At 37.8% G+C, this 15,231-nt stretch carries 10 protein-coding genes and 1 pseudogene; 6 read left to right on the top strand and 5 right to left on the bottom strand.

The window, feature by feature from the left end:
* Positions 1–256 precede the first annotated feature (256 nt).
* Positions 257–1,453, bottom strand: coding sequence for an acetyl-CoA C-acetyltransferase (locus CLOAM_RS03880; protein ID WP_015424551.1), 1,197 nt, complete (start codon positions 1,451–1,453; stop codon positions 257–259).
* A 493-nt stretch (positions 1,454–1,946) separates the two neighbouring features.
* Between CLOAM_RS03880 and CLOAM_RS09815 the strand changes: the two genes are divergently transcribed.
* Positions 1,947–2,096 carry a hypothetical protein gene (locus CLOAM_RS09815; RefSeq protein WP_015424552.1) on the top strand — a complete coding sequence of 50 codons (150 nt, stop codon included), beginning with the start codon at positions 1,947–1,949 and terminating at the stop codon, positions 2,094–2,096.
* Positions 2,097–2,147: 51 nt separating this feature from the next.
* Positions 2,148–4,019 (top strand): choice-of-anchor D domain-containing protein, encoded by a 1,872-nt coding sequence (locus CLOAM_RS03885; RefSeq protein WP_015424553.1) that lies wholly within the window; start codon positions 2,148–2,150, stop codon positions 4,017–4,019.
* 114 nt (positions 4,020–4,133) lie between these two features.
* Here CLOAM_RS03885 and CLOAM_RS03890 read toward each other — a convergent pair whose 3' ends face one another.
* Positions 4,134–5,738, bottom strand: a complete 1,605-nt coding sequence (locus CLOAM_RS03890) for an IS1182 family transposase (RefSeq protein ID WP_157859997.1) — start codon at positions 5,736–5,738, stop codon at positions 4,134–4,136.
* A gap of 185 nt (positions 5,739–5,923) precedes the next feature.
* On the opposite strand from CLOAM_RS03890, the pseudogene CLOAM_RS10050 reads away from it, so the two are divergent.
* Positions 5,924–7,747, top strand: a pseudogene (locus CLOAM_RS10050) (choice-of-anchor J domain-containing protein); the annotation flags it as partial.
* Positions 7,748–8,185: 438 nt separating this feature from the next.
* Entirely contained in the window at positions 8,186–8,737 is a 552-nt protein-coding gene (locus CLOAM_RS10055) for a T9SS type A sorting domain-containing protein (protein ID WP_269764021.1), read from the top strand.
* 265 nt (positions 8,738–9,002) lie between these two features.
* On the opposite strand, the gene trxA is transcribed toward CLOAM_RS10055, so the two are convergent.
* Together trxA and CLOAM_RS03905 are read right to left on the bottom strand one after the other, a co-directional pair.
* Positions 9,003–9,326: a thioredoxin gene (trxA, locus tag CLOAM_RS03900; protein WP_015424556.1), complete on the bottom strand. Its 324-nt coding sequence runs from the start codon at positions 9,324–9,326 to the stop codon at positions 9,003–9,005.
* Between the two features lie 4 nt (positions 9,327–9,330).
* Positions 9,331–9,603, bottom strand: a complete 273-nt coding sequence (locus CLOAM_RS03905; RefSeq protein ID WP_015424557.1) for a co-chaperone GroES — start codon at positions 9,601–9,603, stop codon at positions 9,331–9,333.
* Between the two features lie 461 nt (positions 9,604–10,064).
* Here CLOAM_RS03905 and CLOAM_RS03910 point away from each other — a divergent pair, with 461 nt between their 5' ends.
* Together CLOAM_RS03910 and udk are read left to right on the top strand one after the other, a co-directional pair.
* Entirely contained in the window at positions 10,065–11,234 is a 1,170-nt protein-coding gene (locus CLOAM_RS03910; RefSeq protein ID WP_232502707.1) for a hypothetical protein, read from the top strand.
* The gene (udk, locus tag CLOAM_RS03915; RefSeq protein WP_015424559.1) at positions 11,218–11,853 is read left to right on the top strand and encodes a uridine kinase; all 636 of its coding nucleotides are present in this window, start codon (positions 11,218–11,220) and stop codon (positions 11,851–11,853) included. The genes CLOAM_RS03910 and udk overlap by 17 nt, the downstream gene beginning before the upstream one ends.
* 1,364 nt (positions 11,854–13,217) lie before the next feature.
* Here udk and uvrB read toward each other — a convergent pair.
* Entirely contained in the window at positions 13,218–15,221 is a 2,004-nt protein-coding gene (gene uvrB / locus CLOAM_RS03925) for an excinuclease ABC subunit UvrB (RefSeq protein WP_015424560.1), read from the bottom strand.
* Positions 15,222–15,231 lie beyond the last annotated feature (10 nt).

Here is a 15,231-nt window from a genome sequence, read left to right on the forward strand (position 1 = left end):
GTAATCAGCGTAATCAGCGTGCTATCATTCTACATTCTACATTCTACATTCTACATTCTACATTTTACATTTTTAATTCTCAATTATTCTCTTTTCCTCTTTTCTCTTTGTAAAAATCTGCGTAATCTGCGTAATCAGCGTGCTATCATTTTTAATTCTACATTCTACATTTTACATTTTTAATTCTCAATTATTCTCTTTTTCTCTTATCTCTTTAAAAAATCTGCGTAATCTGCGTAATCTGCGTGCTATCATTCTACATTTCCCAGAGGGTCGCTATTCCCATTCCTCCTCCAATACACAACGCTGCCAACCCTTTCCTTACCTGTCTTCTTTTCATTTCGTGCAACAAAGTTACAATAATTCTTGTTCCACTTGCTCCAATGGGATGACCCAAAGCAATAGCTCCACCATTCACATTCACAATCTCCGGATTCAATTTTCCGATTCCTTCCAGTTCCAAACCTTTCAGCACAGCTAAGGACTGCGCTGCAAATGCCTCATTCAATTCTGCCAATTCAATATCCTGCAAAGTCCAGCCCGCTTTTTGCAACACTTTTTTAATTGCCGGCACAGGACCGTAACCCATTATAGCTGGATCTACCCCTGCCGAAGCGCTATTCACAAAAGTTGCCATCGGCTTCAAACCAAGTTCTTTCGCTTTTTCTGCACTCATTAAAATCAAAAAAGCTGAGCTGTCATTTATGCCACTTGCATTAGCTGCAGTCACCGTTCCGTCATTTTTAAAGGCAGGACGCAACTTGGCAATGGATTCCACTGTTACTCCCGCTCGGGGCATTTCATCTTTATCTACAATTATCGGCTCTCCCTTTCTTTGGGGAATGCTGAAAGGCACAATTTCGTCCTTAAATCTGCCCGCTTTTTGTGCCTCTTCAGTTCTATTCTGACTTTGGGCTGCAAAAGCATCCTGTTCTTCTCTGCTGATATGGTATTTTTCTGCTAAATTCTCTGCCGTAATACCCATATGATAGTTATTGAAAATATCGCTAAGCCCATCCCGAATCATTAAATCCACCATTTCCTTATTACCCATTCGGGCTCCCCAACGCGCATCCGTTAAAGCATAAGGTATCTGACTCATATTTTCCGTTCCACCAGCTACAATAATATCTGCCTCTCCTGAACCAATCATCAGAGTGGCTAAAGAAACCGCTTTCATTCCTGAACCGCAAACCTTATTTACAGTATAAGCAGGAACATTTTCCGGAATGCCACTGTGAATAGCTATCTGCCTGGCTACATTCTGCCCTAAACCCGCTCCACAAACATTGCCGATTATCACTTCATCAATTAGTTCCAGCTTTAATCTCGTCTCCTTCAACATTGACTGTAAAACAGTTACTCCTAAATGAATCGCGGAAATATCTTTGAAAACACCTCCGAAATTACCGATAGGACTACGCTTGGCACATACCACTACGACCTGTCTCATTTTGTTTCTCCTGTGTTGTTAATTTTCTTATTACTACATTGCAAAAAAAGTGCCCCTTTTCGTCAACAAAAATGATTTAGCACGCAGATTTCGCAGATTACGCAGATTTTATGATTTTCCAACATATAAAATCCTGCAGATCCACTCGATCCAGTTATCTGCGTTCTATTAACCGTCATTCTTTATTCTTCGGTTTTTTCTCTTTCCTCTTTCTTTGTGAAAATAAAAAAAATTTTAGGGGAGGTTGTGGAAAATTATCAACAGCTATATGAGGGTTAACATCTTTAGATTGAATATATTAGCAATTATGCCTAATCTATATCTCATAAATATAAAAAAAAATACCCCTGAGAGGGATTGACATAAATACCGAGATAAAAAATAAGGGAATGGTAAATCAATGAATATGTTTATTTGTTTCATAATTGTTTGATTTATTATTTTAAATCTTTATAAGCTGTTAAATGATTTATAATCCTTTTAAGGAGATGTTATGCTAATTAGGTATGAGTTAAAGATTGAAACCGGATATTATACCGCTAAAATAGATGATTTAAACACCTATTCTTTACGCACAGAATTAACGGGAAACGATTATTTACATTTTAAGTGCAAAGGAAATGTATGTAGAAATGAATGCTAAAGGACATAACTTAGACAATAAAAAAAAATATAAAATCAGGAGTAAACAAGGATGAAGAAAATATTACTTCCTTTAATGCTAATTCTTATTACATCTTTCATTTTTGCAAGCACTATGCAAATTGGAAGTGGAACAAATATTCAAAGATATCCACTCGGTTCCTATTATGGATATGAAAGAAGCGCAGCCATATATACGGATTCTGAATTAGGTTCTCAGAATATAAGAATAATCGCTCTTTCCTGGTATTCAACAACCGCAGTAACTGTTGATGTTCCAACCAAAATATATGTGAAGAAAACAACAGAAACTACTTTAACTAAAACTACTTGGGCAACTATGATTAATGGTGCAACCCTTGTTTATAATGCAACTCATAGTTCTACTTTAGCAAGTGGTTGGAACCAGTTTGACCTTAGCACTTCTTTTGATGTTCCTGATGGCTATGGATTAATAGTTATGGTAGAGCGCAATTATGGAGGCACTGGAAATGGAACTTCTGCGGGTGCAGGAATACGCTATACAAATGTAAATAATACCCATGAATACTGGCAGGCTAATATTAATCCTCCTACCGGAAATGGAACTCGTAACAAACAAAGACCTAATATTTTAATTCATTATATATTACCGCCACCCAATCCGGCGACTATTGTTAGTCCTGCCAATGGAGCAATTAATGTGGAACTTACTCAAACTCTCAATTGGGCAAATGGGGGTGGAGCACCTTCAGGTTATAAACTCTCTTTTGGAACAGTAACTCCTTATACAACAATCTTAAATCAGGTAAATTTGGGAACAGCTACAACTTATGACCCGGATTTGGTTTATAACACTCAATACTGGTGGCAAGTAATTCCCTATAATGAAGGTGGGGATGCAACTAATTGTCCTGTTTGGTATTTTACTACAAAACCCGACCCGGTAATCAGCTCTTTTCCTTATGCAGAGGGCTTTGAAGTTGGAAATACAAATAACACAGCTATTTATGGTTGGACTCAGGAAAGTGTGAGCGGTTCAAATGTATGGACCGCCAATAATTCCTTAACTGATTATAATCGTTCTCCCCGAACCGGTTCCTGGAATGCTTTCTTGCGTTGGGGCAATAGCCGATGGATGTTCAAACCAATTCAATTGCAAGCTGGAATTGCCTATAGAGCTATAGTTTATGCCAGACAGGATGGAGCAACTGCTTCTGATGCAAGTATCAAAATATGTTATGGTGCTTCAGCTTCTGCAGCTGGGATGACTAACGAAATTTTACCTTCAACAGGTATAGTAAATGGTGATTATCAGCGTTTGGAAGGTACATTTACTCCCTCTTCCACAGGATTATATTATCTTGGAATTTTAGGAACTATAAATAATATTCCTTGGTATATCTCCATTGATGATATAGCCATTGAAGAGGTTCCCCAAATTCCTGTTTGTTCGGTGAATCCTGAATTTTGGGATTTTGGAGAACTAATTATGGGTTTAACCTCCTCTAAGCAATTTACTATTACTAATACCGGTGGAGCTACTTTATATATAAATAATGTGTATACTACGAATAATTCCTATTCTATTGTCCAACAACCAGGCGATTGTGAACTTTCTTTCAATGAATCTACTACTTTCACTGTTCTCTTTAATCCCTTGGAAGGGGGAATTCAAGCAGGAACTGTGGTTATATGTTATAATGGAGGAGAAAAAACAATTACTTTAACTGGAAGCTGTATAGATACTACTATCAATTCTTTTCCTTACACTCAGAGCTTTGAAAATGGAGGTGGAAACTGGATAGTTTCTGCAGGTGTGGGAGCAACCTATTATTGGGAATTAGTTCAAAATGATGCTGGAGCTGTCTCACAACTAAAAAATTCTTTCCATAGGAAGGGGATAAAGATATTTTTGCCGGGTTTTGAATCGGAGATTTCATGAAAAACGGAGACTAAAGAGTAGTATTTCCCAAAAATTTATGGAGGAGATATATAGTTTCCTCCCAACTCGATTCATAATCCGCTTTTTAGCAAGTTTCTAGCCTAATTTCCTCCTTTATGTTCCTGTCATTGTAGCCATTGAGGCATTATAGAATTTCTGGATGTTATGTCCAAGCAAGACCAGCAGCAACTGGTTTTTACATTTACTTAAGGATCTGACTGTAAAGCGACTAAATTTACTATTCCACTTAATAGAGGCAAACACCGCTTCCGGTTCAATACATCGTTTTTTCATCAGTTTCTTTCCTTCTTTCGATTGAAGGTTATGAACCGTTTCTTGCCTCAGAGGACTCAAATAAGGATCATAGACCAAGTTTTTACCGCTCTTATTCTTATAGGGAATGCATTTCTGCACAAAGGGACAATCTTGGCAATCTTCACATCTATAACTCTTTACGGTTCTCTCCGGTCCATTAGCCCTAACCACTTCCTCATTATCTAAAGTCAATGTCTTACCATTAGGACAAACCCATTGATCCTTTGTTTCCTCATAGACGAAACCGGGTAATAAACTATCCCAGTAATCCCGTTTGTAATCCGGGGGCTTTAAGTAACTGACAATCTTCTTCTTATGGGTATAATCCAAATTTACTGAAATGCCATAAGCGGCATCTCCTATTACCTGTTTGGGATAAGTACCCAAACTGGTATAATGAATATCCATTAGTGTAGTGTATTCTACTGCCTCCCGGGGTACATTATAGAGATGCACGGCAGTGACAAATTGGTTAGAAGTACTGATTGAGGATACATATCCCGGAGCTAATAAACTGTCTTTCATCCGGATAAAAGTGGCATCATTATCCGTTTTGGAGGCACTGTTTCTATCTTTACCAATAATCTCAATTTGTTGATCGTATTTCTCTAGTTTGGGCACATCCAGTTTTTGTATCTTATTAAGCTCTGACAGTAAATGGTTGATATTTTTTATAGCAGGAGCGTTAGAAGGAAGGTGTGTTTTCAAAGTATCAACAGCTTTCTGCAGTTCTGATTGTGCCTTTTCCACTGCTTGAGCAATCTCTTCCGGCTCAGCCTCTTCTACATTGAGTTCATTTAAAAATTCTAACTGAGTACCAACTTCTCTTAAATCTTGATCTCCATATTGAAGCTGTTCCTCTTCATTCAATTTTTTGATCCGGCAAAACAAATTATCCACTCTTGTCTTAACCTGCTCCTGATATCTGAGAGCCGACTTTTTCCAGATATAGGAATTCTTACCAGCATTAGCTCTCAAGGTCGTGCCATCGATAAAACAAGAATCCAATTCCAGATAACCTTTTTCCTCTGCCATTAAAACGACCTTACAAAAAACCTCTGCCAATACATCCTTACATCTTGTCCAGGCAAAAGTATTGATCGTTCTGAAGTCCGGTTGCTGATCCCCTGTTAACCAAATAAAATTGATATTCTCCCTTACTGCTTTGGCAATCTTACGACAAGTGTAGATACCATTCATATAAGCATAAACAATGATCTTTAACATCATCTTGGGATTATATGCCGGACTGCCTTCGGGACTGTATTGAGCATGAAGCTTGGTTAAATCCATATTCTCAATCAGGTCATTAACAAAACGCACTAAATGATGCTCCGGAATTCTGGCATTGATGTCCAAACCGAAGATGTCTGTTTGCTCTTGATTATATTCTCTGTAACTCATTTCTGAACTCCTGATGTTTATGAGACCATATTCCAAGAGCATTCAATATTGTCAAGTAAAATCTTATATCTTTTTATTGATTTTTATCTTATTTTAGTTTCGGGACAGCCCCTGTTTCTGCTTATGACGGTTCTTCCTTTGCGCGTTTAAATGTATATTTAGCTCATTATGATTATAATCCTTATTGTCTTATTTCTCCTCCTATGAACTTAAGCACAGGTAACAAAAGATTGAGTTATTGGGTTTGGATTGGAGCTAACGGTTATCCGGCTCCTTTGGATGTGCAAATTTCAACCGATAATCAAGCAACCTGGACTACTTTGTTCAGTCACGATTTGTCAGTTACTAACACTTGGTTTAATAATATCATTTCTTTGGCAAGCTATTCTACCTCCCATATTTTTATTAGGTTTAAGGCAACCAGCAATTATGGAAATGGATATTGTAATTTGGGATTAGATAAGATAACAATTGAAGATGTCCCTCCAACTCCTATTATGAGTTACAGCCCCGGGGAAATTATTTTTCCTTATACCAATGTAAAAAGCGTTACCGATTATATAAATGTTACAATAACTAATATAGGTGGAGGAATATTAAGCTTAAGTGAATCCAGTTTTACTCTACAAGGAAATAATCCCAATGATTTTGAGATAAACAATTTTAATCTTCCTTCAAATCTGGGAACAGGACAAAGCGTAAATATTCCCGTTCGTTTTAAGCCAGTTGCGGAAGGTAATAGAACAGCTATTTTAAGAATTAATGATGGACTTCGTTCCGGCTATGATATCTCTTTAACTGGTTATGCAGCAGGTCAATATGTCCTTTGTGAAAATTTTGAAGGAACTTTTCCTGCAGAGGATTGGACTTCACCTTCTACATCATGGATAAAAACTTCTGACTTTTCTCATACCGGAACTGCTTCTGCTTTAGCTGGTTACACTGCCGGAACATATTGGTTGGTAACACCTAAATTAAGACCAATTGCAGGAGCAAATACTTTAACTTTTTGGTATCGGGACTATTCTTCAGATACAATTTGGGATTATACCAATGAATATACTTATGTACTGGTTTCCAAAAGCACGGATTTTTCAGCTGCCACAACTCTCTGGACAGGAAATTATCAAACCTTTACAACTTCCTGGCAACAGGCATCTATATCCTTAAGTGCCTATAACGAAAAGGACATTTACATTGCTTTCAAACACATTGCAACAGGTGGCAACTACCGGATGATAGATGATATTACAGGGGTGCATTTATCTTCTTCTACAGTTCCCAATCCAGCAGTAATAGTAAGTCCTGCCAATGAAGCTGCTGATGTTTCTCTTACCCAAACATTGAATTGGGCAAGTGGAGGTGGTTCACCCAGAGGTTATTATCTATCCTTTGGAAGTGTTATTCCCCCTCATATCTATTTAAATAATGCGGATATGGGAAATGTTACCAGCTATACACCCAATCTTGATATAAACAAAAGATACTGGTGGAAGGTCGTTCCGTATAATGAAACAGGTAATGCTGAAAATTGTCCAATCTGGACTTTTACCACAATGGGTGATCCTACTATTATATCTTTTCCGTATGTTCAGGATTTTGAAGGGGAAATCTTTCCTCCTCTTGGTTGGTCTACTATAGTTCATAGTGGAAATGACATTACTAAGGATTCAACAAAAAATCATTCCAATCCCGGTCAGTATTCGGTTCGGTTCAGTTCCTACAATTTTTCGGACGACTATAATCAATATTTATTCACTGCACCTGTCTTTGTTAGAGCTCCATATACTAAACTTACCTTTTGGCATATAAAAGAAAATGCCAGTGATGAAACATTGGAATGGGGAATATCTACTAGTACCAACCCTGCAGATTTCACTTGGAATCCAGTTACTTTAAGCAGTACTGATTGGCAAATAACGGAAGTAAATTTAAGAAGTTATATAGGAAGAAAAATTTATATCGGATTCCATTACTATAGTAATTATAAATTTTATGTTTACCTTGATGATATCAAAATAAGAGCTACTATACCTGCTAATGTCCCTACGCCTATAGAGGATATTGTGATCAATCCTACAATAGATTTAGACCTTGATGAAAGTGTGGATGAAACAAATCCAATCGTGCAATCTTTACCCAACATTACTGCACTTAATAATCCCGTGGTGCTTGGCTTAATTGGAACAGAAACAGCCAATATGACATTTGAAGTGGGTCCCGGAACCTGGTATGGAATTTGTTATTATGGAGGAGAATGGCATCATTCAATTCCCTATCCTTGCACTGTTGCAGAAGGAGCTACAGGAACTATAACTTTTGAAAATGTAGATTTTGGAGCAAAGGGCGAAGTAATTGTAGTTATGAATGAAGGTCAAAATCCCACTTTGCCTGTAGAATTATCCGCTTTTACGGTAAACCTTAATCCTCAAAGCGGAATTAATATTATGTGGGTTACCCAATCGGAAACAGGTGTGAATGGATATTATATCTACAGAGCTAATGTTGATACACTTTCCCTGGCAAGCTTGATTAGCCCTCTAATTAGAGCTTCTAATACTTCTCAACAGCAGGTATATCTTTATACGGACAAAGAAATTTATGAATCGGGAATTTATTATTACTGGTTGGAAACACAAGATATAGATGGCGTTTCCAATTTTTACGGCTCACTCAGTATTGATTATAAAGGAAATAATAACGGCACTCCGGAAATACCTTTAGTGACGGGAATCCGCTCTATTTATCCCAACCCTTTCAATCCTTCCACTACAATTAATTACGAACTCAGCAAAACCGCTGAAGTAAAAATTGAAATATACAATATCCGCGGACAATTAGTCCGTTCTTATGCATTAGGTAAAAAAGAAAGAGGTAGGTATAAACTTCTTTGGGAAGGTGATGATAATAATAGACGCTCCTGTGGAACAGGAATGTATTTCATCAGAATGCAAGCTGATAAGGAAAACTTTATAAAGAAAGTAACTCTCCTGAAATGAAGAATGGCGAGATAGATTTTTTACAAAGAGATAAAGAGATTTAACCGCGAATTGAGAATGAAATGTGAATAGTGAACGGTGAAAGAATTAAGTGAGGAGTCGTGGCGGTGAATAAATAATAGAACGCTGATAACTGGATTGATGGGATCAGCAGGATCTTATATAGAGGTAATTCAAAAAATAAAAAATCTGTGTAATCAGTGAAATCTGTGAGAGAAAAACAACCCGGGCAATAACACCCGGGCTGATTGTTTTCAGGTATAGCTTAAACGATAAACTTATTCAGTTTATCCATAATTTTGTCTTTTTGCACCAGTCCTATCAATTGGTCGCTAACAACACCGTTCACAAAAATCAGTAAAGTAGGAATAGACATCACGGAATATTTAGCGGCAATATCCTGTGCCTCATCTACATTTATTTTTACTACTTTTATTTTGCCTTCGGTTTCGTTGGCAATTTTATCTATTGTAGGGCTAAGTGCTTTACAGGGACCGCACCAGGGAGCCCAAAAATCAACCAAAACGGGTTGAGTGGACTTTAGAACTTCGGTCTCAAAGTTGGCAGAATTAACTTCCAGGATAGCCATTTTATCACTCTACGATAGCAAGGAGATCGCTTTTGGCAAGGATAAGCAGCTTTTCTCCCTCAAATTCAATTTCGGTTCCGGCATATTTGCCAAAGAGGACTTTATCGCCCACTTTTATTATTTTCTGCAAGTCCTCATCGTTGCCGACTGCGATTACTTCAGCAATTTGAGGTTTTTCTTTGGCAGTATCGGGAATAATTATTCCGCCAACGGTCTTTTCATTTTCTGTGGTGCTAAGTTTCACCGCTAAATGATCTTCTACGGGTCTAATTTTCATTGTAACCTCCATAATGTATTTATTTTTCAATTATAATATAAGCGAAAGGGCTTACTTAGCAAACACAAAAATGGACTGCTAATTTCTGTCAAGGGAAAAATGAGAGCACGCAGATTTTGGTTTACAAAGAGAAAAAGAGGAAAAGAGAATAATTGAGAATGAAAAATGATAACACGCAGATTACGCAGATTTTTTACAATGAGAAAAAGAGGTTCAATGAAAAATGCATAATTAAGAGAGGACTAGTATGGAATAATAATAAGGTGTCTTGTTATTTTATCAAGACCCATTCTATATTATAAATCTCTCAAATCCCTTTAATCCTGTTCATCCCAGACCTATTATCTTTTTTATCTGCGTAATCAGCGAAATCTGCGTGAAAGAAAAATAATCAGATGTGCGCAGGGCTTGACAGAGTTGGCAGTATCAAAAATAGTGAACACAAGAAGGAAAATATGGTTATGCTTACGAAAAAAGTATTGTTTATTGATGAGCCCTTTACCATAGAAGAAGGAATCAGGGCTGAGCGTTCGCGTTTTTTGTGGAATGTTATTTCCAAAAGTTTTGATGCTGACCTTCTTCTGCTGAAAAGTCCTGTTTATATGGAAAAACCGGTTTCTTTGCATACGGGTTATGATAAATTATATTCCTTAAGCTTGAAAGAGGAGAATAATCTTGAATCTGAAGCTTATCATCTTCTAGGAAAAGGTCAGAAAGAGCGTTTTATCAATATTCTGGACAGCAAACGCTATGAAGTAATCTTTTTTGCAGGACTTGCCTGTCTGCCATTAGTTTGCTTAGCAAAAAAGATTTTACCCCAATGTAAATTAATCATAGATATTGAAAAGGTTTGGTTACCGGAAATAAAAGAAAAGTGGAAAGATAATAAACAACTGAAAAACGCTAATTATCTTTGGCAATACATTAGGCAAACTGCTTGGAACAAGTATCTTCCGAAGAAAGGTATGTTTTGTTTATACGCTAATCCTGGAGAAACTGATGAGCTCTTTAAATGTTATCATTTTAAGCCGGAGAATACACACTTTGTCCCTTTGCCGATAACTACTATACCAGAACTTGATAAACCAGGAAGCAACAAGAAATTTATCCTTTTTTGGGGTGCTCCTGAAAGCAAAGATAATCTTACTGCAGTAAAGAATATTATTTCCGAGATTTATCCCCGTATATCCAAAAAGATGGTAGAAAAGGAAATAAGCATAGTTCTGTGTGGGGGAGAGGAACTTCAAGGCCTTTGCAGCGGAAGAATAACTTATGCTCCTTACAACGAAAAAGAGCAATTATTGCAGGAGGCATTGCTGGTTCTTTTGCCTTTAAATAAACCAGATACGGAAGGAAGGATTTTAACCTGTGCTCAATTTCGTAAAACCCTGGTTTGCACTTTATCCGCAATAAAAAACTTCCCTTTACCGGAAGATAGCTATCTTGTATCAGATGACTTTACCGAATTATCGGAAAAAATAATAGAACTTTTCCGCAGTGCGAAGAAATTGGATGAATATGCAAATAAACTAAGCACTTTCTGCTTTGACAATTTTACGCCGGAAAAAGTGGAAAATGCTTTATTGATTAAAATACACAGCTGGATAGGAAATAATGTCTCAAACCAATAATGTTCGTTTAATCCTTATCGGAGGCGGAACCTGTTCCGGAAAGAGCACTATTGCAAAGGCAATCGGAATGCGATTAAATGACTTAAAAACCGTTATAGTGGCCCAGGATAACTATTACAAAGACCTTAGCCATCTAACTCCTGCAATGCGTGCTAAAGTAAATTTTGACCATCCGGAGGCAATTGACATTCCCTATCTGCTTTCTGACCTGAAACTTATGCTGGAAGGCAAGGCAGTGGATATTCCGGATTATGATTTTGCCACTCATTGCCGAAAGGAAGGAAAGACCTGTGTTGCCTTTGCGGATGTAATTATTCTGGAAGGTATCTTCGGGCTGTATTATCCTGAGCTTTTGGCTCTTTCCGACCTCAAGATTTATGTGGATACCGATTCGGATTTGCGTTTAGCCAGGCGGATGCAAAGAGATATTGTGGAACGGGGAAGAGATGTGGAAAGCGTTTTGGAACAATATTTAAGCACGGTTAAACCCTCCCATGAAGCATTTATTGAGCCCACTAAGAAAAATGCGGATATTATTATTCCTGGAGACAGAGAATTTGATAATGTGCTGTATATGTTGAATGGATATTTGCTGTATGAGTTTATAATGGAGAGATAGCGAGATGGAAACGGAGAGCAGGGTAAAGTTGAGTTTCTTTACGAAGAGAAAAAGAGAAAAAAAGAAGAAGAGAACAAAGAGAAAAAGAGAATAATTGAGAATGTAACATGTAGAGTGTAAAATGTAGAACGAATTTAAAAGAGATTGAGAAGGGTTGAGAGGGTTTGCAGAGGTTTAATGGTTGAGATAGTTTAAAAAGTTGAGATGGTTTAGAAAGTTGAGAGGGTTTAGATTCCATAAAAGCCCGTAGGGCGACACAATGATAGCGATGGTGGCGTAAGCCCCTCGTAAAATGAAAGCCCCGACTTTTTTTATATTTTATATTTTTACCTTTCCCGGTTCCGAAAGCCCGTAGGGCGACACAATGATAGCGATGGGTGCGTAAGCCCCTCGTAAAATTTGCGAAGTACCCCTGGGAGGTTTTGGCTTACAATTTTCACCTGCCTTCCATGAATACACAACCCACTAACTATTTCTCTTACAACCGAGCTTTTACAGGTTTCGAATTCAAAAATTGTGAGCTAAAACAAAAAGCCCGCTCCCTTCCAACCGCATTACAACTTACCCATAAATTACACGGTAACGAATAACAACCCCAGAATGCGAAAAAAGAAATAGCAAGTTCCATCATCGCGAAATCTATATTCCTTCGTTACCGTTAGCATTGAGGGGAGGAGATAGCTCGGTTGTAAGTGTGCAGGGTTCTTGTTTTAACTCACAATTTTGAAATGAGGAGACCAGTTGAAATGTAGTTGTAAGTGTAGATAAATTGTGGGTTGTTCTATCCGTGAAGGCAAGTGAAAATTGTAAGTCAAAACAAGCAGGAAACCATTTATAGTGCGGTTGGAAGTGTAGAAGCAAGAGGGATGCTGATAATTGGGTAAACGAATGAAAATTGTAAGCCAAAACCTCCCAGGGGTACTTCTCAAAATTTACGAGGGGCTTACGCCACCATCGCTATCATTGTGTCGCCCTCAGGGGCTTTTTTTACAAGGTAAGGGAAAAAGAAAAAAATTCGGGGCTTTCATTTTACGAGGGGCTTACGCCACCATCGCTATCATTGTGTCGCCCTACGGGCTTTTATAGAATATAAACCATATCAACCTTCTCAACCCTCTCAACTTTTTAAACTATCTCAACCATTCAACCTCTTCAAACCGTCTCAACCTTCTCAACCCTCTCAACCCTTCTCAACCTTTTTTAAATTCATTCTACATTCTAACCATACCAACCTTCTAAACCTCAATAAATATAAATCTACCTGGTTTCCCAGTCAAATTCATTTTACATTCTCAATTATTCTCTTTCTCTCTTTTCTCTTTGTAAAAAATCTGCGTAATCTGCGTGTTATCATTCTTCATTTTTTATATGTTTTGTTGCAGTTCCCAAAGTTTATCTCTCAGTTCTGCGGCGTGTTCAAAATCAAGGTTTGCAGCGGCTTTATTCATTTCTTTAGTGAGCAGTTCAATGATTTTTTCTTTATTATCCAGTTCCAGATATTCCATAAATTCCTTAGCGGAGGGTTTTTCAAATGTAGCTTGTTTGGCAATTTTATCATAGCCCTCAGCAATAGCAGTGGATTGCATAATCTGGTCAATTGTTTTATAGATGGTCTGAGGAGTGATTCCGTGTTCTTCATTGTAGGCAAGCTGTTTAGCACGGCGTCTATTGGTTTCGGCAACTGTTTGTTTAATAGCATCGGTAATTTCGTCAGCATAAAAAATCACTTTGCCATCAACATTTCTGGCTGCTCTACCAGAAATTTGAATCAGGGAACGGGTAGAACGCAAGAAACCAGTTTTATCGGCATCTAAAATCGCTACCAGTGAAACCTCCGGCAGGTCTAAACCTTCTCTTAAAAGATTAATGCCTACAATTACATCAAATTCACCTAACCGAAAGTCCCTGATGATTTTAGCTCGTTCAATGCTGTCTATATCACTGTGCATATAGCGGGCTTTGATTCCGGCATTATTCAGATAAATGCTAAGGTCTTCACTCATTCTTTTAGTTAGTGTCATAACCAATATCTTTTGTTTTTTAGCAACCCGTTCTTTGATTTGCGCGATGAGGTCATCTACCTGATGTTTTATAGGGTTAATTTCAATTTCCGGGTCAACCAAACCGGTGGGACGAATCACCTGTTCTACAATTTCGCCTTTAGTTAAACTTAGTTCGTAATCCGCAGGAGTGGCAGAAACGAAGATTACTTGATGCATAAACTTTTCAAATTCTTCAAAACGCAAAGGACGGTTATCAAAAGCGGAAGGTAAACGAAAACCGTATTCCACCAGGTTCTTTTTGCGAGTGTAGTCCCCGGCAAACATTCCATGCACTTGAGGAATAGTTACATGGGATTCATCAATCACCATTAAAAAATCCTCAGGAAAGTAATCCAGTAAACAGTTTGGCGGTTCTCCGGGTTTAACTCCCGTTAAGTGACGCGTGTAATTTTCAATGCCACTACAATAACCCAGTTCGTGGAGCATTTCCAGGTCAAAAGTTGTGCGTTGTTTCAGGCGTTCTGCTTCCACATATTTTTGATTTTGTAAAAACCAGGCAACCCGTTCATTCATTTCCTGCTCAATACTGATGAGGGCTTTGCGCAATTTTTCCTCATTCATTAAAAAGTGAATTGCGGGGTAAACATCGTATTTTTCTACTTCTCCCAAGGGTTGACAGGAAATAGGATGAATTTTTTCCAGCCGATAAATCTCATCCCCAAAGAATTCCACGCGCAAACAGTGTTCCAAATAGGCAGGAAAAATATCTACTACATCGCCTCTAACCCTGAAAGCACCTCTTTCAAAGGCAATATCATTTCTGCTGTAATGAGCCGATATCAGTTGATGAATAAGTTCTTCACGGTCCATTTTCATACCTTTTTTCAGGGAAATTAATGCCTCACGATATTCTTCCGGAACACCAAGTCCATAAATGCAGGAAACAGACGAAACGATAATTACATCCCTTCTTTCCATCAAACTCATTGTAGCACGCAAACGCAGTTTTTCTATCTGTTCATTGATACTGCTATCTTTTTCAATGTAAATATCCTTACCGGGAATGTATGCCTCGGGCTGATAATAATCGTAATAACTGATAAAATATTCTACCGCATTTTCCGGAAAGAGTTGTTTCAATTCACCATAAAGTTGAGCCGCGAGGGTTTTATTGTGCGATAAAACAAGGGTAGGACGATTAAAATGAGCAATCACATTAGCTATAGTAAAGGTTTTCCCACTACCAGTAACGCCTAAAAGAACCTGATGCCTTTTGCCTTCTTCAATACCTTTAATAAGGGCTTCTATGGCTTCGGGCTGGTCACCTGAAGGAGTATAATCACTTATAAGCTTGAAGCGTTGCATTTTTTGGGCT

The sequence above is a fragment of the Candidatus Cloacimonas acidaminovorans str. Evry genome, from assembly GCF_000146065.2.
GTDB classification, from domain to species: domain Bacteria; phylum Cloacimonadota; class Cloacimonadia; order Cloacimonadales; family Cloacimonadaceae; genus Cloacimonas; species Cloacimonas acidaminivorans.